The organism is Pseudomonas sp. F01002 (assembly GCF_004402115.1).
Classification (GTDB): domain Bacteria; phylum Pseudomonadota; class Gammaproteobacteria; order Pseudomonadales; family Pseudomonadaceae; genus Aquipseudomonas; species Aquipseudomonas frigoris.
In genome coordinates this window covers 242,483-264,567 of the sequence record NZ_SOPU01000024.1, presented here as the reverse complement: position 1 = coordinate 264,567, position 22,085 = coordinate 242,483, and the positions used below count along the sequence as shown (strand labels likewise).

The following is a 22,085-nucleotide window of genomic DNA, read 5'->3' as shown; positions in this document are numbered from 1 at the left end:
TACTGATTAAACACATCCGCAAGGTCTACGGCTGCCGCGGATGTGAAGCTGCGCAAATCACCGCCGACAAACTGGCCCAATTGATCGAAAAAAGCATGGCCAGCCCCAGCGTCTTGGCGATGCTACTGACCACCAAATACGTCGACGGTCTGCCGCTGTATCGATTCGAAAAAGTCCTTGGCCGACACGGCGTCGACATCCCACGCCAAACCCTGGCGCGTTGGGTGATCCAGTGCTGCGAACACTTTCAGCCGCTGCTGAATCTGATGAGCGACCGTTTGCTGGAAAGTCCGGTGATCCACTGTGATGAAACGCGGGCACAAGTGCTCAAGGAACCGGATCGAGACCCGACCAGCCAATCCTGGATGTGGGTCCAAGCCAGCGGCACGCCTGAGCGGCCAGTTATCCTTTTTGACTACACCGCCGAGCGCAGGAGGTGCCATTGCGTTTGCTCGCCGATTATCGCGGCTACCTGATGACCGACGATTACGCCGGCTATAACGCCCTCAGCGCGCAGCTGGGTGTCAAGTGCCTAGGTTGCTGGGCGCATGCCCGGCGTAAGTTCGTTGATGCGCAAAAAGTGCAGCCCAAAGGTAAGACGGGCCGTGCCGATATCGCGCTGACCATGATTAACAAGCTGTATGGCATCGAGCGTGAACTCAAAGAGGTCACGGATGATCAGCGTTTTGTCGGTCGCCAGGAAAAGACTTACCAGTGCTCGCCCAACTGAAAGCTGGCTGGAGAAAACTCATCCCCAGGTCACATCGCAAAGTGCCTTGGGCAAGGCCGTGGGTTATTTGGCCAGCAACTGGAGCCGGCTGTAGCGTTACATTGAGGCCGGCTTTTTACCGATCGACTACAATGCCGCCGAAAGAGCAATCAAGCCGTTTGTTATCGGTCGCAAGGCATGGTTATTCAGTGACGCGCCCAAGGGCGCCACCGCCAGTGCTCAGATCTACAGTTTGGTCGAGACGGCCAAGGCAAACGGCCAGGAGCCCTATACGGTGCTGGAGCGATTACCGCAGGCTGTGTTGGTTGAAGACTTTGAGGCGCTACTACCCTGGAATTGGAGGGCATCCTGAGTATCAATATTGATTATCTGAGTGTCGATGAGTTAGTGACGTTGAATCATCACATTATCGAACGGCTGAAGAGGCTGGAGTCGTTGGAAGCTCATAAATCGGTGATGCAATTCCATCCAGGAGCACGGGGAAGCTTCGACTCACCTAGTGGTGAGCGCCTGTCTGGCAGTCATGAAGTTCAATCGCAAGACCGTCACTGTGGTAACCGACAACGGCCAGCGCTGGAATATTTCGCCGCACTTGCTTTCACCGATCAAAAACGTACAGGCGGGAATGGTGGTGGATATCAGGCCACAAAAAATGAAGTAACTGTGCCACGAACCGCCAGCATGATTTGATTTCGCCCCCATCTCACGCGCCGTCTGCCTGGATTGGTGGGTATGGATCAGTTACGCGGTACACTTTTTCAACTTTGGCATCAGGACGCATCATGGCCGCTGGCTTCTGAAAGAGTTCGGGAGCACAGTATCAGGCATCAAATCTCGGCTTTGAATATGGGGTTCGTGGAGCGGTTACGAAATATTAGCTTGTTGGATGAACTGCTCAGTATTGTATTGGCTGGTAAAAAATGCATGGTGTCGTTCGGGCAAAGAGGTTGGTCGAAAATTTAAATTTATTTAAAATTATTGCCATGCATTGGGAGGAGAAGAGCTCAGAAGCTGGAGGCCGTTATTTAAACTGCTATCATTGATGATTTGCCAGCAATTTTGCTAAGCCGATGTTCATTGGGGTCTGATAAAATTGGTACTGCTCGAGCAGTCTTTGGTTGTTAGCCCGGGAGTGACGAATGTCTCCCAGGCGCGGCGGCGCATAAATAACAGTAGGAGTTATTCCTGTGACCTGTCTCAAGTTGTCGATCATTTGATTTAGAGTGATAGATTCATTAGTGCCAACATTGATAGCACCGACTTGGATGTGGGGTGCTTCTAACGCCTGAACTAATATATTCACAAGATCTTCGACATAAACAAAATCACGAGTTTGTTCACCATCACCGAAAATCGTTATTGGTAGATTTTTTTGCAGCCTCTCGCTGAAAATACTAATTACGCCAGAGTACGGCGATGCTGGGTCCTGACGTGGGCCAAAGATATTAAAAAAGCGAAAAATTACAGGCTCTAAAGCATGTTGACGCCGATAGAAATCAAAATAGTACTCGCTCGCTAGCTTGTCCGAAGCATACGGAGTTAACGGTGCTTTTGGCGTTTGTTCGCAGATAGCTTTACCCTCCCCATTACTGCCGTATACTGCGGCGCTCGATGCAAATACCACGCGTTTAATTTTGGCTTGGTACATTGCTTCGCAAATGTTCAAAGAGCCAATAAAGTTGCTTTGGTGCGTACGAACAGGATCTTCAACAGAGGCTTGAACTGAAGCTACTGCTGCTAAATGAGCAACCGCCTTACACCCGCGCATTGCTTGTGTTAATGCCGCAGAGTCGGCGACATCACCTTCGATCAGTTCGACATGAGGATTGTCCAGGGGGAGGTTAATGCGCTTTCCGGTGGACAAGTTGTCGAATACTCGTACGCTGTATCCTTTTGCGAGCAATGCGTCTGTGAGGTGCGAGCCAATAAATCCGGCGCCGCCAGTAATTAGAATAGGGTCGTTAGCCATTGCGAAAACCTACGAAGTGATATGGAGCGTCATGATTATATTTCCAAGTCCATTTGCTTGGGGGCTTGGAGTGTTCGCGGTGCAGAGCGTTATTGGTGTAATTCAATGGACGAATTGTCCCACATCATAGTGACCTAATCGAGTCAAAGCATCGAAAGAGACCTGATCTACGACGAACAATGGGAATTTGCAGAAAGGTATCATTCGAGACGATCAGTCACGGCTCTATTTCACGTCAATTATTTCACATTCTGCAACAAACGCCTTTTTGACAGTCTCCACCCATCGCCTACTTTTGGAAGGCAGCTTCGGAAAAGCTGCTTTCTCAATCGATGTCATGGAGCTTCATTTATGCGTACTGGCTATTTCTACTCTCTGGTTTTTGCCCTCCTCACCAGCGCCTCTATTGCTGCCATTGCTGCGCCAACGGTCAGGCCCCAGGCTGGCAACGCACCCTTGGTGCTGGAAGTTTCTCCCAAGGCACAGTCTGGCAAGGTCGATCTGAATCAGGCCGATGCGCCTACCCTTCAGCGCGAGTTGGCCGGTGTGGGTGAAGCCAAGGCCAAGGCGATTGTTGCTTATCGTGAGAGTAATGGGCCATTTGCGTCCGTGGACGAATTGCTCGAAGTGAAGGGAATCGGTAAAGCGATTCTGGATAAGAATCTCGAGAAGCTTGAGGTGAACTAAGCTTGTAGATCAACGCCAAGAGGCCGGTCATTGACCGGCCTTTTTTGCATTCTGGCGGGAGTGGATCAAAAGATCGCAGCCTTCCAGACCGTGTGAAAACGCGCTGAAGGCGACTCAAGCGAACGCCCCGACTTGTTCGGGGCGTTTGCTTTTGTGTTCATAGCAGACGAAAAAAGGCTTTCAGCCCATCAACGCCATCATTTGACGGATCCCGAGTACGTTAATCGCTCTTTTGAGGTTGTATGCGTTTATTGCCAAGGCCATTTCCGCTCTCGCGCCCTCCAGGTGTCGCAACAGGAAACGACCGTTACCAAACAACCATTGTTTGAGGTTCCCGAAGGGATGCTCAACGATGGATCTTCGACTGACCATCATTTCTGGATGCGCCTGCATCCGCTGCTCCATTCGCTCAAAGGCATCTTCGTGAGCATGGCGCGAGACATACCGACGCGCAGCGTCGGTGCATTGACCTTTTAACGCACAGGACGTGCAGTCGTTGACGGCCTGGTAGACACGATCACCGTTGTGCAATTGCTTGAGCGTCAACAGCTGGCCGGCAGGGCATTGGTAGTGATCTTGCTGTGCATCGTAAATAAAGTTTTTTCGGTCGAAGAACTCTTTGCCCTTGCGGCTGGAGTTCGCCGATCGACTGGGCGGCACATAAGCCGTGATGTTGGCGTCTTCGCAGGCCTGGAATTGCTTGCCGTTTGAGTAACCCGCATCAGCGGTCACCGTCAGTTCTTCTTGCTGCAACTATTCTTTGGCCTCCTTGGCCATCGGTTCCAGCTGGCGTCTATCGTCGCCGTCCTGAGTGACTTCATGATGCAAAATCAGGCAATGCTCGGCGTCCACAGCGGTTTGCACGTTGTAAGCAACCCGCGGACCTTTGGCCGTGCGCATCATTCGAGCATCGCTTTCGTGAGAGTTGAACTGCTCGATTTCCAGGGCGTTCATCAGCGCCTGGCAGGTCCGGTTATTCGACCGCTTGTCTTCAAGTCGCGCCAGCGCTGTTTTGACCGCACTGCGATCAACCGTTTCACCCGCGTCGGCCTTGTCCGCCTCATCCAGCTCCGCCAGGTACTGGGCAATGCGCTTGTCCAGTTTTTCCTCCTGGCGCTTGAGTTGCTTGAGATTCAGGTGCCTGCGTGAAGACGCGACCGCCTGAAATTTACTGCCATCGATGGCAACCAGATCGCCCGCAATCAAACCAACGGTACGGCAGAACTGGACAAAGGCCCGGCACGTTGCAATGAACGCGGGTTTGTTATCCTTGCGAAAGTCGGCAATGGTTTTGAAGTCCGGCTTGAGTCGATTGATCAACCACATGACTTCGATGTTGCGCTGGCACTCGGCTTCCAGTCGGCGCGAGGAGCGAATCCGCTGGAAATAGCCGTAGAGGTACAGTTTGAGCTGATCGGCAGGTCGTAAGAGGGACGCCCGATGCCTTTGGGGATTGCTTTATCGAAGCCCAGCAGCACGAGATCCAGCCTGGCGACATAGGCGTCGATCACGCGAACGAGATGATCTTCAGGTATCAAATCTTCCAGAGAAACCGGGAATAGGCTGCTCTGGTTTCGTGGTTCACCTTGGATGTACGCCACAGAAAAAACGCCGCTATTTTTCAATACGGGGCATTTTCTTAGACCGTTGAGTAAATTGCCAGGTTTTCACACAGTCTGCTTCGGCAGCTCCTACAAAGGCGGACCTTCCGTCGATATGATAAAAATTACGGCTATCATATACAGCTAAGATTATGCCTGTAATAAATTGGCTTTCCGCCAAAGCGTTCTGAGCCTCAGGCGCTTGTCTTTCCCTTAGGCATCTCCCAGGAGCACAGTCATGAACTCTGTCCAGTCCCAAGGTACGGCCCTCGTCACCGGTGCTTCTTCCGGTATCGGTGCGATTTATGCCGAGCGGTTGGCGGCGCGTGGTTTTGATTTGTTGTTGGTCGCCCGTGATCAAGAGCGGCTGGAAGCAGCGGCGAGCAAGTTGCGCGCCGCGCATGGCGTTCAGGTCGAGGTGCTCAAGGCGGATCTGACGCAAAAGGATGATGTGCTGAAGCTTGAGCAGCGACTTCGCAGCGATTCGAGTATCAGCCTGCTGCTGAACAACGCCGGTGTTGCAGCGGATGGTTTGTTGGCCAATGCCGACATGGATCAGCTGGAACGTTTGATTCAACTGAACGTTACGACGGTCACGCGGTTGGCCTCGGCAGCGGCCGCCAGTTTTGCCAAGGCGGGCCGCGGTACGATTATCAACATCGCATCAGTGGTTGCGTTGTTCCCAGAGCGCTTCAACGCAACTTACACCGCCAGCAAGGCATATGTGTTAAGTCTGACTCAGTCGTTGAACGCTGAATTGGATGGCACCGGGGTCAAGGTCCAGGCCGTGTTGCCAGGCGTAACACGCACCGAAATCTGGGAGCGCTCCGGTATCGACGCTACCCAGATTCCGGCAGATATGGTCATGGAAGCCGGGGATATGGTTGATGCGGCGTTGTCGGGTCTGGATCAGGGTGAGTTGATCACCATTCCTTCGTTGCCGGATGCGGCCGACTGGGATGCCTTCGTTGCGGCGCGTCATGTAATGGCGCCGAATCTTTCCAAAAGTAAGGCCGCCGCGCGTTACACGTGAGGCGTCATGAATCGGCTTGAGGTATTTGCGGTATGAGCGATCGTCGAGTAGTTGTAACGGGCATGGGCCTGGTGTCTCCATTGGGTTCTGGCGTCGAAGCCGCTTGGGCGCGACTGTTGGCCGGGCGTTCCGGGTTGCGCAATTTGCCAGACGAGGTGGTTGCCGATTTGCCAGCCAAGGTCGGTGGCGCAGTGCCGACGCTGGCTGACGATCCCGAGGCGGGTTTTAACCCGGACCGGGCGACGGCGCCCAAAGAGCAGAAGAAGATGGACCGTTTCATTATGTTCGCCATGGAAGCGGCGCGTCAGGCGCTGGAGCAGGCCGGTTGGCAAGCGGCGGACGCCAATGCCCAGGAGCGTACGGCTACCATTATCGGTTCCGGCGTGGGTGGTTTCGGTGCGATAGCCGATGCGGTGCGCACCACGGACAGCCGTGGGCCGCGACGCCTGTCGCCGTTCACCATTCCTTCATTTCTGGTCAACCTCGCCGCGGGTCATGTATCGATCCAGCACGGTTTCAAGGGCCCATTAGGTGCTCCGGTGACGGCTTGCGCGGCCGGGGTCCAGGCGATTGGTGATGCGGCGCGGTTGATTCGTTGTGGCGAGGCAGACATCGCGGTATGTGGCGGCGCTGAAGCGGCGATTGATCGCGTCAGTCTCGCCGGGTTTGCCGCTGCTCGCGCCTTGTCCAGTGGTTACAACGACACCCCGGAGCGTGCCTCGCGGCCGTTCGACAGTGGCCGCGATGGCTTTGTCATGGGGGAGGGTGCAGGCCTTCTGGTGATTGAGTCGCTGGAGCATGCCTTGGCTCGCGGTGCTAAACCGCTGGCGGAATTGGTCGGTTATGGCACCAGTGCCGATGCCTATCACCTGACGGCGGGTCCCGAGGATGGCAGCGGTGCGCAACGGGCGATGTCGCTGGCATTGGCCCAGGCGGGCATTTCGCCGGCGCAGGTGCAGCATCTCAATGCTCACGCAACCTCGACCCCGGTCGGGGACTTGGGAGAGTTGGCGGCCATCAAGGCGTTGTTCGGCACGGATAACAAAATCGCCGTGACATCGACCAAATCGGCCACCGGGCATTTGCTCGGTGCAGCGGGCGGTATCGAGGCGATCTTCACGTTGTTGGCGATTCGCGATCAGGTCGTGCCGGCTACCCTCAACTTCGATAGCCCGGATCCCGCCGCCCAAGGCGTGGACATCGTCCACGGTCAGGCGCGGCCGATGGCTATCGAATACGCGCTGTCCAACGGCTTCGGGTTTGGTGGGGTGAATGCCAGCGTGCTGTTCAAGCGTTGGGAGGGTTAGTCCCGGGGCTGTTTGAGATAGGCGCGAGTCACGTCGAGAATCCGCTGAGCCAGCTCGGGATTCTCGACACTGCGTGACAGCAGTAAAGCCCCGACCAGTGTCGACATGATGACGATGCTTTGGTCGGCGGCGTCCTCGTCTTCAAGAGTGCCTTGCACTTGTTCGAGCCGTGCGTTGAGCACCACGTCAGTGGTCGGGCTTTGCTGCCCGCGCAGGCCGAGTTCCGATGACATGGTCGGCAGCGGGCAACCTTCATCGGGCGAGGTCTGGTGCCATTCGGACAAATAGGTGTCGATGAACGCTTCCAGCGGGCGATCCTGAGCGAAGAGCTCGGCGCAAATCACATCGACCTGCTCGCCTGCGGCTTGCAAAGCCTTTTCCACCAGTTCGTCTTTGGACTTGAAATGCGAGTAGAAACCACCGTGAGTCAGGCCAAGTGCTTTCATCAGCGGTTGCAGACCTGTCGCGCCAATGCCATCGCGGCGAAAGCGCGCTGACGCTTCCTTTATGATGCGTTGGTGGGTCTGGGCTTTATGGTCCTGCGAGTAACGCATCGGGGATCTCCGCAACAATGCGCCATATTAACCAATGAAAATGGGATGGTGATTGTACTTCTACTTCTAAAAAGCATGCAGATGCGTCCAACTCCGTCCTGCTGTCTAGAATGAATTGGCACGAATAATGATTACTCATTAACTGACGATTGTTGAACAATCACGAGGCAATGAGTATGAACAGCGGACTGTCCCTGGCCGACCACATCACACTTGAGTTGCGCGCCGACATCATTGGCGGCCGTTTGCTGCCCGGCATGGCGTTGGTGGAAAACGATCTGGTGTCTGCCTACAACGCATCCCGCAACACCATTCGCGAAGCGCTGCATCGCCTGGGGCAGGAAGGTCTGACCCGTTATGTGCGCAACAAGGGCGTGATGGTGCGCAGGCTGGACGTCGAGGGCGTGCGGGATCTGTTCAAGGTCAGGCGCACCCTGGAGCTGCAGGCCATCAGCGCGAGTCAGCCGCTACGCGACTATCAATCCGACCGGATGCTCGAAGCCCTGGAAGCCACCGAACTTGCCCGGGAGCGCGAAGACTGGCGCGCCGTCGGCACCCACAGCCTGGCCTTTCATCAACACATCGTCGGATTGCTGCGCAGTCTACTGTTTGATGAGTTCTTCACCAACGTCGTCGCGCAATTGCGCCTGGTGTTCTGCACCGCTCCCGATGAATCACGTTTTCAGGCGCCCTGGCTGGCGCGCGATCGGCAGATCCATGAGTTGTTGGCCGAGGGTGACAAACGCGCGGCCGGGGATGCCATGAGTCTGTATCTCGACGATTCCGAACACCTCCTGCTGCAGATGCTTGCCCCAATTTCCCATCACTGATCGAGGATTCGTGCCATGTACAAAGACTATCCGGCGGCCTATCAAGTCAGCAAAGGCTCAGCCTTGCAGGTGGACAAAGCCTTCTACGAACGGATCCGCGACAAGAAGGAAGGGCGCACGCTGATCGAGGCATTCGAGGTGCCGATCCGCACCGGTCGCGCCTGGAAAGTACCGGCCGGGCATGTGTTCCGGGTGACCACACCCGTCGGGCCGCAAGTCGGGGATTTCAACGTCTGGAATGCCAACGATCCCCGGGAGCGTTTGTGGGCGGCACGGACCCGGCAATTACAGGGCGCACACGTGAGCACCCATGATCGGCTCTGGTCGAACCTGCCTTTTCTGCGGCCGCTGGTGACCATCACCGATGACAGCTTGGCCGGTTACGGGATCGACGAACATGGCGGTCGCCTGCACGACTTGCTGGGCACCCGCTGCGATCCTTATGTGAACAAAATGCTCACCGGCGAAGACTTCCATCATCACTGCCATTCGAACCTGACCCGCGCAGTGCTACCTCATGGGCTGACCGAGTTCGACGTGCATGACGTACTGAACATTTTCCAGTGCACGGGCCTGAACCACGATGACATGTATTTCATGAAAGCCTGTCCGGCGCAGAAGGGTGATTACCTGGAGTTTTTTGCCGAAATCGATCTGCTGTGTGCACTCTCGACCTGCCCGGGCGGTGATCTGTCGCTGGCCATGTGGGGGCCGGATGCACAGGACCCGCTAAGCGTATGTCGCCCGCTCGGGGTGGAGATTTATCGGTTGGAGGATTCGTTGCTTGTGGGCTGGAGCCAGCCGGAACGCGCGGCATACAAAGGGCTGCACGGCCTGCACATTGCCAAGGCCGATTGGGAGAAGTAGAAACGCAAAACCCTGTCATTCAATGAGAATGACAGGGTTTTGTTTTAGCGGTCCTGCGCATCCTTGGCATCCGCTTCCGCGTTGCGTTCAGCGACGCGTTTGCGTTGCTCCTCGGTCAGTTCGACCTTGTTGGCGGTGTCACGCAACATCATCAAACCGCCAACGATCGAGCCGATTGCAACGATCAGAATCAACCAGGCATACCAGGGCATAGGGCTCTCCTTGAGGGCAGGCCGATTGGCGGGTTTCGCCAATCGATCGTGCATACCACTTTGAGCGATTAATTTTCGCAGTGGTTCCATTCTATGCCTGATATGACAGCCGCACTTCGCCTGTTTACAGCCCGGTCAGCATCGCGTCCGCCGGCGCATCTGCACGCAATTGCGCCGTGAGCATGAAGTACACGAACCCCACCGCCATAAAGCCCAGGAAGATCACCCCGATCAACGTGTTGAACCAGGCCATTGCCACCAGGCAGACCACCGCCAGCACCAGAGCAATGAACGGCACCAACGGATAGCACGGCGCGCGAAAGGTGCGCTCCAGATTCGGTTCGGTTTTGCGCAGTTTGAACAGGCTGAGCATGCTCATGATGTACATCACGATCGCCCCGAAGACCGCCATCGTGATCATCGCCGCCGTCAGCGTCATGCCGCCGAGGTTGATCAAACCATCGCTATATATCGCGGCAATTCCGATCACGCCGCCGGCGATGATTGCCCGGTGCGGGGTCTGAAAACGTGACAACTTGGCCAGGGACGCCGGCAGGTAACCGGCCCGGGCAAGGGCGAAGAACTGCCGCGAATAGCCGAGGATGATTCCGTGGAAACTCGCCACCAGGCCGAACAGGCCGATCCACACCAGCATGTGCAACCAGCCCGAACTTTCGCCCACCACGGTCTTCATGGCTTGCGGCAGCGGATCGTTGATGTTCGACAGGGTGCGCCAGTCACCGACGCCGCCGGCAAAGAACATCACGCCCATCGCCAGCAAAACCAGCGTCAGAATGCCGCTGATGTAGGCCTTCGGAATGGTGCGTTTCGGATCCTTGGCTTCTTCGGCGGCCATGGCGGCGCCTTCGATGGCCAGGAAAAACCAGATGGCGAAGGGAATCGCCGCGAACATCCCGGCAATCGCCGGCGCGCCGAACACATCGGAACCGGCCCAGCCATTCAGTGCGAAATTGCTGAAGCTGAACGCCGGGGCGACCACGCCCATGAACACCAGCAGTTCGGCCACTGCGAGTACGCAGACCACCAATTCGAAGGTCGCCGCCAGTTTCACCCCGAGGATGTTCAGGCCCATGAACACGATGTAGGCACCGACCGCTGCGTGTTTTGGGTCGAGTGCGGGGAATTGCACGTTGAGGTAGGCACCGATGGCCAAGGCAATGGCCGGCGGGGCGAAGACAAATTCAATCAGTGTCGCCAGCCCCGCGATCAATCCGCCTTTCTCGCCAAAGGCGCGGCGGCTGTAGGCAAAGGGACCACCAGCGTGAGGAATCGCGGTGGTCAGCTCGGTGAAACTGAAGATGAAGCAGGTGTACATGGTGGCGACCATGAAGGACGTCACCAGAAAACCGAGTGTGCCCGCCACGCCCCAGCCGTAACTCCAGCCGAAGTATTCACCGGAAATCACCAGGCCGACCGCAATGCCCCACAGGTGCAGCGCGCCCAGCGTGGGTTTGAGTTGTGTGTTCATGCGTTGCTCCCTGAACGGATTGGAAAGCTCGGGGGAGGGCGTTTGCAGTGGGCGTGCCAGTGTTGTGATGGCGGTCGTAAAGCGTCAAAAGACGTCGTATCGAGGATGTTTGCACCTCGATGTGCGCAAATGGGTGCTCCAGTTGGAGGCGCTGGTAGCGGTTTTGCTGTCTTCGTGAGCAAGTCCTGTTTGTAGGTTTAACCTTGCTCGGCAAGACACTCGCGCAGCGCAATTTGCCAGTCAGGTTGACTGACGCTCCATTCACGTTGCAGGAGACTGCAATCAAGACATGAGTTGAGCGGTCGGGCCGCCGGTGTCGGGTAGTCGCTGGAGGGAATCGGCAGCAGGTTTGCGCAGGGCTTTCCTTGTTGCCGTAACGCTTCGCCAATGGCCTGGGCGAAACCGAACCAGGAGGTTTTCCCCTGTGCGGTCAGATGATATGTCCCCCAGGTAACGGCCTCACCTGCCTGCCAGCGTTCGATCAGGGCAAGGGTGCTATTGGCAATACTGCCTGCCCAGGTAGGTGCGCCGATCTGATCGGCGACAATGCGTACTTCCGGTCGCTCTTGCAGCAGGCGTTGCATCGTCAGCAGGAAATTGCGGCCATGGGCCGAATAGACCCAGCTGGTACGCAGGATAAGATGTTTGCCTTGCACATCAGTGATCGCCCGTTCACCGGCCAGTTTGCTCCTGCCGTAAACCCCGAGCGGGTTTGGCGTGTCGTCTTCGGTGTAAGGCCCGACCTTCATGCCGTCGAATACATAATCGGTGGAGTAGTGAATCAGCGGGATGCCAAGCTTCAGTGCTTCTTCGGCAAAGATGCCAGGGGCCACGGCGTTGATGGCAAAGGCTGTTTCCGGCTCGCTTTCCGCCAGATCGACCGCTGTGTGGGCCGCCGCGTTGATGATCAGATCCGGACGAACCTTTTGTACCTGTTGGCGAATCTGCTCGGGTTGTGCCAGATCGAGTTGATCGCGACCCAGCACGATCAACTCGCCGACACCCCCCAGTCGACGCTGCAGTTCGCGTGAGACCTGACCATGCTGGCCGCTGATGAGAACTCTCATGGGAGCAGATCAACCTCTTGCAGGCTTTTACCGATGATCACTACGCCGCGCAGATCGGTTTCATTCACATCCATTGTTCATCCCCGGCGAGCTTGGCCAGGTACTGGCCATACCCGGTCTTGCCGAAGTAGCGGGCACGCTCCAGCAGCTGTTCGCGGTTGATCCAGTTCTTTTCGTAAGCGATCTCTTCGAGGCAGGCGACTTTCAAGCCTTGTCGATGTTCGATGGTCTGCACGTACTGAGAGGCATCGAGCAAGCTGTCATGAGTGCCGGTGTCGAGCCAGGCGAAACCACGGCCGAAGCGCTCGACCTGCAGGTCTCCCCGTTTGAGATACGCATTGTTGACGTCGGTGATTTCCAGCTCGCCGCGAGGCGAAGGCTTTACCGCCTTGGCGATCCTGATTACATCGTTGTCGTAGAAATACAGGCCGGTGACGGCATAGCTGGATTTCGGTATTTTCGGCTTTTCTTCGATCGACAGGGCACGGCCCTGGCTGTCGAAATCAATCACACCGAAGCGCTCCGGGTCTTTGACCCAATAGCCGAACACGGTAGCGCCAGAAGTGCGTTTTGCAGCGTTCTGCAACTGCTCGCCAAAGTGTTGACCATGAAAAATGTTGTCGCCGAGGATCAGGCACACAGGATCATTGCCAATGAAGCTTTCGCCAATCAGAAAAGCCTGGGCCAGACCATCCGGTGACGGCTGCTCGGCATAGCTGAAATTCACCCCGAATTGACTGCCATCACCCAGCAGATTGCGGTACTGGGGCAGATCCTGGGGAGTAGAGATCACTAAAATGTCTTTGATGCCGGCCAGCATCAGGACCGAAATCGGGTAATAGATCATCGGTTTGTCGTAGACCGGCAACAGCTGTTTGGACACTCCGAGCGTGATCGGATGCAGGCGTGTGCCCGAGCCGCCTGCCAAAACGATACCTTTCATCATGCATGAAGCTCCTGGGGATTGATGGCACCAAGGCGTTCACCCTGGTAGCTGCCATCCTGAACGCGACGGCACCACTCAAGGTTGTTCAAGTACCACTGAACGGTTTTGCGAAGGCCGGTTTCGAAGGTCTCTTCGGGTACCCAGCCCAGTTCGTGTTCGATCTTGCTGGCATCGATCGCGTAGCGCAGGTCATGGCCAGGACGGTCCTGGACGAACGTGATCAAGTCGGCGTAGTGCGCGACACCCTCGGGCTTGTGCGGTGCCAGTTCTTCAAGCAGGGCGCAGAGGCCACGCACCACGTCGATATTCTTTTGTTCGTTGTGCCCGCCGATATTGTAGGTCTCGCCGACGATACCGGTGGTCACCACTTTTAGCAGCGCCCGGGCGTGATCTTCGACGAACAGCCAGTCGCGGATTTGCAGGCCATCGCCGTACACCGGCAGCGGCTTGCCGGCCAAGGCATTGAGGATGACCAGCGGAATCAATTTTTCGGGGAAGTGGAACGGCCCGTAATTGTTCGAGCAGTTGGTCAACAGCACTGGCAGGCCATAGGTGCGCTGCCACGCACGGACCAGGTGGTCGGACGCCGCTTTGCTGGCGGAGTACGGCGAACTCGGGGCGTAGGGCGTCGTTTCCGTAAACAGATCATCGGCGCCATGCAGGTCGCCATAGACCTCGTCAGTGGAGATGTGATGGAAGCGGAAGGCGCTTTTTTCCGGCTCGGCGAGGGTTTGCCAATAGGCGCGGGTGGCCTCCAGCAAGCTGTAGGTGCCGACGATGTTGGTCTGGATGAAATCCGAAGGTCCGTCTATGGAACGGTCGACGTGGGATTCCGCTGCCAGGTGCATGATCGCCTGCGGCTGGAAACGTGTCAGCACGGCGCTGACGGTCGCCTGATCAACGATATCGGCTTGAACGAACTCGTAGCGAGTGTCGTTGGCAATGCCGGTCAGCGATTCGAGATTGCCGGCGTAGGTCAGCTTGTCCAGGTTGAGCACTTCATGCTCGGTGTGCCGGATCAGCTCGCGAATCAAGGCAGAGCCAATGAAACCGGCACCGCCGGTGATGAGGATACGCATGTTGGCCAGCCTTTTTCAGTAGTCGAAAACGCAAACGGTCATATCTTGTCGGCAGGAGCAGGGTGGTGCAATAGGTTGTTCATCCTACTTTGGTTTTGTGGGGTCTTATCCATCGATGCAGGACGATAGAGACGCCTGATAAAACCCGAAAGGTGTTGTATGCCCCCAGACATCACCGTAACCCTAGCGTAAACCCACTCTTTACGCTTTCTTTATACCCCGCCACACCCCTCGATCTCGTTCCTTTACAGCCTTCCTTCCGACAATGACTCCACACGCGGCAATACGCCGTAACACGGAGAACTTCCATGAGCGTTCTGGACGGGGTGTCACTGCTACTGGCAGTGGGGCTGTTCATTTATCTGTTGGTTGCGCTGTTGCGCGCGGACCGGAACTAGGAGCGGCTATGCACAGTTATGACTATTGGCTGATCCTCGCCTTCTTCGCCCTGGTGCTGATTCCGGCACCGTTTCTGGGGCGCTTCTATTACAAGGTGATGGAAGGCCAGCGCACCTGGCTGACACCGATCCTCGGCCCGGTAGAGCGTGGATGTTATCGGGTGGCCGGCGTTGATCCGCAGGCCGAACAGAGCTGGCAGAAATACACCCTGGCCTTGCTCGCCTTCAACCTCGCTGGCTTTTTGCTGTTGTTCGCGATCCTGCTGTTTCAGGATTACTTGCCGCTGAACCCGCAAAACCTGCCGGGTCAGGAGTGGACGCAAGCGTTCAATACTGCCGTCAGCTTCATGACCAATACCAACTGGCAGTCCTACAGCGGCGAAGCGACCCTGAGCTACCTGAGTCAGATGGTCGGCCTCACCGTGCAAAACTTCGTCAGCGCCGCCACCGGCCTCGCCGTGTTGGTAGCCCTGTGTCGCGGGATCGGCCGCAAGTCGAGCAAAACCCTCGGCAACTTCTGGGTCGACATGACCCGCGCCACCCTCTATGGCTTGCTGCCGCTGTGCTTGCTGTTGGCGCTGTATCTGGTCTGGCAGGGCGTGCCGCAAACCTTCGCGCACTACGTGAATGCGGTGACGATGCAAGGCGTCGATCAGGTGATCCCGCTGGGCCCGGCTGCTAGTCAGATTGCGATCAAGCAACTGGGCACCAACGGTGGTGGCTTCTTCGGCGTCAACTCGGCGCATCCGTTTGAGAACCCGACGGCGTGGAGCAACCTGTTTGAAGTCGGCTCGATCATTCTGATCCCGGTGGCGCTGGTGTTCACCTTCGGCCACTACGTGAAAGACCTGCGTCAGAGCCGCGCGATCATCGCCTGCATGCTGGCGCTGTTCCTGATCGGCGGCGCGACGTCGCTGTGGGCTGAATACCAGCCGAACCCGACCCTGAACAATGTCGCCGTCGAACAGACCGCGCCGCTGGAAGGCAAGGAAGCACGCTTCGGCACCACGGCCACGGTGCTGTGGTCGGTGACCACCACCGCGGCGTCCAACGGTTCGGTCAACGGTATGCACGACAGCCTCAACCCGCTGAGCGGCATGGTCGCGCTGGTCAACATGATGGTCGGCGAAGTGATCTTCGGCGGTGTCGGTGCCGGGCTCTATGGGATGTTGCTGAACGTGTTGATTGCGGTGTTTCTCGCCGGCCTGATGATCGGCCGCACCCCGGAATACCTTGGTAAGAAACTGCAAGCCAAGGAAGTCCAATTGCTGGTGGTGACCTTGCTGGTGATGCCGGTCGGTGTGCTGGTGCTCGGCGCGATTGCCGCCAGCCTGCCAGGCCCGGTCGCGGCGGTGAGCAACCCCGGTCCTCACGGTTTCAGTCAGTTGCTTTATGCCTACACCTCGGCCAGTGCGAACAACGGTTCGGCGTTTGCTGGATTTGGGGCGAACACAGCGTTCCACAACCTGATGCTGGGCCTTGGCATGTTGATCGGTCGCTTCGGTTACATCCTTCCGGTACTGGCTCTGGCCGGTAGCCTGGCGATGAAGAAAACCGCACCGATCGGCCAGAACAGCTTCCCGACTCACGGCCCGCTGTTCGTGACCTTGCTGACCGTGACCATTTTGCTGGTGGGTGGTTTGACCTTCCTGCCGACATTGGCGCTGGGTCCGATTGCCGAACATCTGAGCATGGGCTTCTGAGCCGCTTTTTTAGGAGCACGATGATGAATATGCCCGCAACTAAAGCCGCTGCCGTCAAGGCGCCGGAACAACCGAAAACCGCGATCTCGGCCCTCTGGCGTCCGGCGCTGGTGCAAGCCTTCGTCAAGCTCGACCCACGACAATTGCAGCGTGCGCCGGTGATGCTGGTGGTCGAACTGACCGCGATCCTGACCACCGTGCTGTGCTTCATTCCCGACAGCAGCGTGCCGACTTTTGTCGCCGCGCAAATCGCCTTGTGGTTGTGGTTCACCGTGCTGTTTGCCAACTTCGCCGAAGCACTGGCCGAAGGTCGCGGCAAGGCCCGCGCCGACAGCCTCAAGGCCGGTAGCGAAGGCCTGAGTGCCCGGCGCAAAACCAGCAACGACGCCTTTCAAGTGGTGCCGGCCACCAGCCTGCGCAAGGGGGATGTGGTCCGCGTTGAAGCGGGGGAAATGATCCCCGGTGACGGCGAGGTGATCGAAGGTATCGCAGCGGTCAACGAAGCGGCGATTACCGGTGAATCCGCGCCGGTGATTCGCGAGTCCGGCGGCGACCGTTCGGCCGTCACCGGCAACACCCGACTGGTGTCCGACTGGCTACTGGTGCGCATCACCGCCAACCCGGGCGAGTCGACACTCGATCGCATGATCGCTTTGGTCGAAGGCGCCAAACGCCAGAAAACCCCGAACGAAGTGGCGCTCGACATCCTGCTGATCGGCCTGACCCTGATCTTCCTGTTGGTGGTCGTCACCCTGCAACCGTTCGCCCACTTCGCCAACGGCAGCCTGCCGCTGGTGTTCCTGGTGGCGTTATTGGTCACGCTGATTCCGACCACCATTGGCGGTCTGTTGTCGGCCATCGGTATCGCCGGGATGGACCGTCTGGTGCGTCTGAATGTGATCGCAAAATCCGGTCGCGCCGTGGAAGCAGCGGGGGACGTGCACGTCCTGCTGCTGGACAAGACTGGCACCATCACCTTCGGTAACCGTCGCTGCACGGCGGTTTACGCGGCACCTGGCGTCACCGCCAAGGAGCTGGCCGAGGGGGCATTGTTCGCCTCGCTGGCCGATGACACGGCCGAAGGCAAATCCATCGTTGAGTACCTGCGCGGTCTGCATCCGCAGCCTGAGCCAAGCGCCGAGTTGCTGACTGCCGTACCGTTCAGCGCCGAAACTCGTCTGTCCGGTGTCGACTATCAGGGCCGCGTGTATCGCAAGGGCGCCGTGGATTCATTGCTGGCCTTCGTTGACCTGAAACGCGCCGATCTGGCCGCACCGTTGTCCCGTGAAATCGACAAGATCGCCCAGAGCGGCGGCACCCCGCTGCTGGTCTGTGCCGACGGTAAATTGCTGGGCGTGATCCACCTCAAAGACGTGGTCAAGCCTGGCATCCGCGAGCGTTTTGCCGAGCTGCGCAAATTGGGGATTCGCACCGTCATGGTGACCGGTGACAACCCGCTGACCGCCGCGGCGATTGCCGCCGAGGCGGGCGTCGATGACGTGCTGGCCGAAGCCACTCCAGAGAAAAAACTGGCGCGCATTCGCCACGAGCAGAACGACGGTCGCCTGGTCGCCATGTGCGGCGACGGCGCCAACGACGCCCCGGCCCTGGCCCAGGCAGACGTGGGCATGGCGATGAACGATGGGACGCAAGCGGCGCGCGAAGCGGCGAACATGGTCGACCTCGACAGCGATCCGACCAAGCTGTTGGACGTGGTGCAGATTGGCAAGGAATTGCTGGTGACCCGCGGTGCGCTGACGACGTTTTCCATCGCCAACGACGTGGCCAAATACTTCGCGATTTTGCCGGCGCTGTTCGCCTCAATTTATCCGCAACTGGGCGTTCTCAACGTCATGCACCTGAGCAGTCCGCAGAGCGCGATTCTCTCGGCGATCGTGTTCAACGCCTTGATCATTGTGGTGCTGATTCCGCTGGCATTGCGCGGTGTGCGCGTGCAGGCGGCGAGTGCGGCGGCGTTGCTGCGACGCAATCTGTTGATCTATGGATTGGGCGGGATTGTGGTGCCGTTTGTGGGGATCAAGGCGATCGACATGTTGTTGACCGCATTGCATCTGGTTTGACCCTGGCGCGGTGTGCCAGGCACACCGCCTTCGCGAGCAAGCCCGCTCCCACAGGGGAATGCGTTTCAAATGTGGGAGCGGGCTTGCTCGCGAAAAACACGACACGGTTCACCTGACTGAACGCTGCACTTGTTCACTGATTTCGAGGATTCTGAAATGTCCACAATGATACGTCCGGCCCTGAGCCTGCTCGTCCTGATGACCCTGATCACCGGCGTCGCCTATCCACTGGTGGTCACCGGTGTCGCCCAGGTCGCATTCCCGGACCAGGCCAACGGCAGCCTCGTACACGACGCCGATGGCAAGGTCCGCGGTTCCTCACTGATCGCGCAGGATTTCGTCGGTGACGCCTGGTTCCATCCACGGCCATCGGCCGGTGCCTTTGCTACCGTGTCGAGCAGTGCCAGCAACCTCTCGCCGAGCAACCCGGCCCTGGCTACTCGGGTGATCGACGATGCCAACAAGCTGCTGGTGCCGGGCCAGGGTCCGGTGCCATTGGCAATGGTCACCACCTCCGGCAGCGGCCTCGATCCACACTTGCCACCGGCCGCGATTGCCTATCAACTGGCGCGTGTTGCGGCAGCGCGCAATTTGCCGGTGTCTACGCTTCAGCAGTTGATGGATGCGCATATCGAGCAGCCATTGGTGGGGCCGCCGGTGGTGAACGTGTTGGCGCTGAACATGGCGCTGGAAAGCCTGTAGAACGGTGGTGGCGCCATTCGCGAGCAAGCCCGCTCCCACACTGGATCTGCGTAACACTGAAGATCAAATGTGGGAGCGGGCTTGCTCGCGAAGGCGGCTGAACAATCACTACATCAACATCAAAAAAAAGAGAGCTTCAAGCATGAGTGACTCCGGCCGCGCCGACGCGCTGTTAGCAGACCTGCCCCGCGACGGCCGTGGCCGGCTCAAGGTTTTTCTCGGCGCCGCGCCCGGTGTCGGAAAGACCTACGCCATGCTGCAAGCGGCCCACACGCAATTGCGCCAAGGCGTGAAAGTGATTGCCGGCGTGGTCGAAACCCACGGTCGCGCCGAGACCGAAGCGCTGCTCGGCGGCTTGCCGCAGCAGCCGTTGGTGCGCTCGGAATACCGTGGCGTGATGCTCGAAGAAATGGACCTCGACGGCCTGCTCGCTGCCAAACCGAAACTGGTGCTGGTGGACGAACTGGCCCACAGCAACGCGCCCGGCAGTCGCCACACCAAACGCTGGCAAGACATTCAGGAACTGCTCGCGGCAGGCATCGACGTGTACACCACGGTCAACGTCCAGCACCTGGAAAGTCTTAACGACAAAGTGCGCGGCATCACGGGTGTGCAGGTCCGCGAAACCCTGCCGGACTGGGTGCTGCAAGAAGCCTATGAACTGCTGCTGATTGACCTGCCGCCACGCGAGCTGCTCGAGCGTCTGCGCGATGGCAAGGTTTACGTACCGGAGCAGGCGAGGGCGGCGATCGACGCCTTTTTCACCCAGACCAACCTCACGGCCCTGCGGGAACTGGCGATGCAAACCGCCGCCGCTCAGGTCGATGATGATTTGGCCCAGGGCTATCGCCAGCTCGGCCAAGCGGCGCCAGCGGTACGCGGTCGCCTGTTGGTCGGCGTCGATGGCGATGCACAGGCTGAGCGTCTGGTGCGTCACGCCAGTCGCGTCGCCCAGCGTCGGCATTTGCCTTGGAGCCTGGTGCATGTGGACAACGGCAGTGTGCGTGACGAGCAGTCGCGGCTGCGTCTGCAAAGTGCCCAGCAATTGGCCGAACGCCTCGGCGGCGAAGTGGTGTTGTTGCGGGCCGGTGAGGTGGCAAAAACCTTGATTCAGCACGCCGCCGAACGCCGCGCGAGTCTGGTGTTGGTCGGTCAGTCCCGGCAGCGTTTGCGTCGACGGTTGTTCGGCGGCGGTCTGGCGTCACGTTTACTGCGCGATGCGCGCGGGCTGGAAATCAACGTCCTCGACAGCGATCACGAACAGCATCAGCCGCGTCAGCGTTCGGCGCAGTCACTGGTGTGGTTCGACTACGCGCTGGCGCTGGTGGCGACGGTGCTCGCCAGTGCGTTGGCCTGGGCGGTGGCAAGTGTCTTGCCGCTGCCCAATATCTCGCTGGTGTTCCTCGCCGCGGTGTTGCTGGTGGCGGTGCGCAGTAGCCTCGGCCCCGCGTTGGCCTGTGCGGCGCTGTCGTTTCTGACCTATGACTTTCTGTTCATCCCGCCGAATTTCTCGTTCGCCATCCAACGCGAAGAAGATGTGCTGACCTTGCTGTTCTTCCTGCTGATGGCGGCGCTCACCGGTAACCTCGCGGCCCGGCAACGGCGGCAATTGCAGGCGCTGCGCGACACTCAGGAAGAGACCACCGAACTGCTCGACCTGTCACGCAAACTCACGGCCGCCACCGACCGTCAGGCCGTGGTCAGCGCCGCCGCCCAGCACCTCGATGGCTGGAGTGATCTGCAGTTGTGCCTGCTCAATCAAGACGGGCAGGGCGGCTGGAAAGTCGAAACTGGTGGCCCGCTGGAGTTTTCCGAAGCCGAGCGCGCTGCCGCCGATTGGGCCTGGCAACACGATCAACCGGCCGGCGCGGGCACCGGCACGCTGCCGTTCGGGCGTTGGTGGTGGTGGCCGTTGTCGGTGGAAGACGGGCCGCTGGCATTGCTCGGAGTGTGTGCCAAAGAGGGCCAGACCTTGAGCGGTCAGCGTCGGCGTTTGTTGACCGCGCTGAGCCAGCCGCTGGCTCAGGCGCTGGCGCGTGCGCAATTGGCCGAAGACCTGGAAGCCGCCCGGTTGCACGGCGAAACCGAGCAATTGCGCAGTGCCTTGCTGGCCTCGGTGTCCCATGATTTGCGCACGCCGCTGACCTCCATGCGCGGCAGCATCGACAGCCTCTTGGCCCTCGGTGAGGCGATCCCGCTGGAGGATCGCCGCGAACTGCTCGAAGGCACTCGCGATGAAGCCGAGCGCCTCGATCGCTACATCCAGAACCTGCTGGACATGACCCGCCTCGGCCATGGGGCTCTGAAGCTGGCGCGAGATTGGGTGTCGCCGGCCGACATCGTCGGCAGTTCGCTCAATCGTCTGCGCGCCGTGCTGGCGCCGTTGCAGGTGACCACCGAAGTGCCGCCGGAGTTGCCGCTGCTTTACGTCCACGCCGCGCTGATCGAACAGGCGCTGGTCAACGTGCTGGAAAACGCCGCGCGGTTTTCACCGTCTCACGGTCGCCTGCAATTGCGCGCCGGAGCCGATGAGCGCGAGCTGTTTTTTTCGGTGAGCGATGAGGGGCCGGGGATTCCGCAGGAAGAGCGGGCAAAGATTTTCGACATGTTTTACACCGCGGCGCGCGGTGATCGTGGCGGGCAGGGGACCGGGCTGGGGCTGGCGATCTGTCAGGGCATGGTCGGTGCCCATGGCGGGCGAATCAGCGTTGCCGATGGCATCGAGGGGCGCGGCACCTGCATCACCTTGCACCTGCCGTTACAGGCTCAGCCGGCCTTTGAAAATTAAGAGCCGAAAGTGAAGCCTGATTGCGCTTGCGCTACTCTCTTG

At 58.6% G+C, this 22,085-nt stretch carries 20 protein-coding genes and 2 pseudogenes; 14 read left to right on the top strand and 8 right to left on the bottom strand.

Features of this window, described 5'->3' with window-relative positions; translation table 11 throughout:
• Positions 1 to 95 precede the first annotated feature (95 nt).
• The 4 genes and pseudogenes from E3W21_RS32420 to E3W21_RS22085 all read left to right on the top strand — a co-directional run bounded on the left by E3W21_RS32420 (position 96) and on the right by E3W21_RS22085 (position 1,693).
• A pseudogene (locus E3W21_RS32420) lies at positions 96 to 730 on the top strand (IS66 family transposase).
• Between the two features lie 100 nt (positions 731 to 830).
• On the top strand, positions 831 to 1,082 hold the full coding sequence (locus E3W21_RS32415; RefSeq protein ID WP_371927136.1) for a transposase domain-containing protein: 252 nt from the start codon (positions 831 to 833) through the stop codon (positions 1,080 to 1,082).
• Complete coding sequence (locus E3W21_RS22090; RefSeq protein ID WP_218570176.1) at positions 1,067 to 1,420, top strand: hypothetical protein; 354 nt, start codon at positions 1,067 to 1,069, stop codon at positions 1,418 to 1,420. Before E3W21_RS32415 ends, E3W21_RS22090 begins: the two co-directional genes overlap by 16 nt.
• A 42-nt stretch (positions 1,421 to 1,462) precedes the next feature.
• On the top strand, positions 1,463 to 1,693 hold the full coding sequence (locus E3W21_RS22085) for a hypothetical protein (RefSeq protein WP_134421837.1): 231 nt from the start codon (positions 1,463 to 1,465) through the stop codon (positions 1,691 to 1,693).
• Between the two features lie 73 nt (positions 1,694 to 1,766).
• Here E3W21_RS22085 and E3W21_RS22080 read toward each other — a convergent pair whose 3' ends face one another.
• A complete protein-coding gene (locus E3W21_RS22080) occupies positions 1,767 to 2,699 on the bottom strand; it encodes an NAD-dependent epimerase/dehydratase family protein (RefSeq protein ID WP_134421836.1) in 933 nt (310 codons plus the stop codon).
• A 351-nt stretch (positions 2,700 to 3,050) separates the two neighbouring features.
• On the opposite strand from E3W21_RS22080, the gene E3W21_RS22075 reads away from it, so the two are divergent.
• Positions 3,051 to 3,386 (top strand): helix-hairpin-helix domain-containing protein, encoded by a 336-nt coding sequence (locus tag E3W21_RS22075; RefSeq protein WP_134421835.1) that lies wholly within the window; start codon positions 3,051 to 3,053, stop codon positions 3,384 to 3,386.
• 180 nt (positions 3,387 to 3,566) lie between these two features.
• Here the strand turns inward: E3W21_RS22075 and E3W21_RS22070 are convergent.
• Positions 3,567 to 4,987 (bottom strand): annotated as a pseudogene (locus E3W21_RS22070) (IS1182 family transposase).
• 238 nt (positions 4,988 to 5,225) lie between these two features.
• On the opposite strand from E3W21_RS22070, the gene E3W21_RS22065 reads away from it, so the two are divergent.
• Complete coding sequence (locus E3W21_RS22065; RefSeq protein ID WP_134421834.1) at positions 5,226 to 6,020, top strand: SDR family oxidoreductase; 795 nt, start codon at positions 5,226 to 5,228, stop codon at positions 6,018 to 6,020.
• A 32-nt stretch (positions 6,021 to 6,052) separates the two neighbouring features.
• On the top strand, positions 6,053 to 7,327 hold the full coding sequence (gene fabF / locus E3W21_RS22060; protein ID WP_134421833.1) for a beta-ketoacyl-ACP synthase II: 1,275 nt from the start codon (positions 6,053 to 6,055) through the stop codon (positions 7,325 to 7,327).
• On the opposite strand, the gene E3W21_RS22055 is transcribed toward fabF, so the two are convergent.
• Complete coding sequence (locus E3W21_RS22055; protein WP_134421832.1) at positions 7,324 to 7,881, bottom strand: TetR/AcrR family transcriptional regulator; 558 nt, start codon at positions 7,879 to 7,881, stop codon at positions 7,324 to 7,326. The genes fabF and E3W21_RS22055 overlap by 4 nt on opposite strands.
• A 176-nt stretch (positions 7,882 to 8,057) precedes the next feature.
• Between E3W21_RS22055 and E3W21_RS22050 the strand changes: the two genes are divergently transcribed.
• Positions 8,058 to 8,711 carry a GntR family transcriptional regulator gene (locus tag E3W21_RS22050; protein ID WP_134421831.1) on the top strand — a complete coding sequence of 218 codons (654 nt, stop codon included), beginning with the start codon at positions 8,058 to 8,060 and terminating at the stop codon, positions 8,709 to 8,711.
• 15 nt (positions 8,712 to 8,726) lie between these two features.
• Positions 8,727 to 9,578: a DUF1989 domain-containing protein gene (locus E3W21_RS22045; RefSeq protein ID WP_134421830.1), complete on the top strand. Its 852-nt coding sequence runs from the start codon at positions 8,727 to 8,729 to the stop codon at positions 9,576 to 9,578.
• A 44-nt stretch (positions 9,579 to 9,622) separates the two neighbouring features.
• Here the strand turns inward: E3W21_RS22045 and E3W21_RS22040 are convergent, their stop codons facing one another.
• From E3W21_RS22040 to rfbB, 5 genes are all read right to left on the bottom strand, one after another.
• A complete protein-coding gene (locus tag E3W21_RS22040) occupies positions 9,623 to 9,790 on the bottom strand; it encodes a DUF2897 family protein (protein WP_008006000.1) in 168 nt (55 codons plus the stop codon).
• 124 nt (positions 9,791 to 9,914) lie between these two features.
• A complete protein-coding gene (gene eat, locus E3W21_RS22035; RefSeq protein WP_134421829.1) occupies positions 9,915 to 11,279 on the bottom strand; it encodes an ethanolamine permease in 1,365 nt (454 codons plus the stop codon).
• Positions 11,280 to 11,476: 197 nt separating this feature from the next.
• On the bottom strand, positions 11,477 to 12,346 hold the full coding sequence (rfbD, locus tag E3W21_RS22030; protein ID WP_134421828.1) for a dTDP-4-dehydrorhamnose reductase: 870 nt from the start codon (positions 12,344 to 12,346) through the stop codon (positions 11,477 to 11,479).
• A 64-nt stretch (positions 12,347 to 12,410) separates the two neighbouring features.
• Positions 12,411 to 13,292, bottom strand: coding sequence for a glucose-1-phosphate thymidylyltransferase RfbA (gene rfbA, locus E3W21_RS22025; protein ID WP_134421827.1), 882 nt, complete (start codon positions 13,290 to 13,292; stop codon positions 12,411 to 12,413).
• Positions 13,289 to 14,371 (bottom strand): dTDP-glucose 4,6-dehydratase, encoded by a 1,083-nt coding sequence (gene rfbB, locus E3W21_RS22020; RefSeq protein ID WP_134421826.1) that lies wholly within the window; start codon positions 14,369 to 14,371, stop codon positions 13,289 to 13,291. Before rfbB ends, rfbA begins: the two co-directional genes overlap by 4 nt.
• A 308-nt stretch (positions 14,372 to 14,679) precedes the next feature.
• On the opposite strand from rfbB, the gene kdpF reads away from it, so the two are divergent.
• The 5 genes from kdpF to E3W21_RS21995 all read left to right on the top strand — a co-directional run bounded on the left by kdpF (position 14,680) and on the right by E3W21_RS21995 (position 22,043).
• A complete protein-coding gene (kdpF, locus tag E3W21_RS22015) occupies positions 14,680 to 14,769 on the top strand; it encodes a K(+)-transporting ATPase subunit F (protein ID WP_007899818.1) in 90 nt (29 codons plus the stop codon).
• Between the two features lie 8 nt (positions 14,770 to 14,777).
• Positions 14,778 to 16,472 (top strand): potassium-transporting ATPase subunit KdpA, encoded by a 1,695-nt coding sequence (gene kdpA, locus E3W21_RS22010; protein WP_134421825.1) that lies wholly within the window; start codon positions 14,778 to 14,780, stop codon positions 16,470 to 16,472.
• A gap of 23 nt (positions 16,473 to 16,495) precedes the next feature.
• A complete protein-coding gene (gene kdpB, locus E3W21_RS22005; protein ID WP_134421824.1) occupies positions 16,496 to 18,553 on the top strand; it encodes a potassium-transporting ATPase subunit KdpB in 2,058 nt (685 codons plus the stop codon).
• Between the two features lie 156 nt (positions 18,554 to 18,709).
• Complete coding sequence (gene kdpC / locus E3W21_RS22000; protein WP_129442509.1) at positions 18,710 to 19,255, top strand: potassium-transporting ATPase subunit KdpC; 546 nt, start codon at positions 18,710 to 18,712, stop codon at positions 19,253 to 19,255.
• A 142-nt stretch (positions 19,256 to 19,397) separates the two neighbouring features.
• Positions 19,398 to 22,043 carry a sensor histidine kinase KdpD gene (locus tag E3W21_RS21995; RefSeq protein WP_134421823.1) on the top strand — a complete coding sequence of 882 codons (2,646 nt, stop codon included), beginning with the start codon at positions 19,398 to 19,400 and terminating at the stop codon, positions 22,041 to 22,043.
• Positions 22,044 to 22,085: the final 42 nt, after the last annotated feature.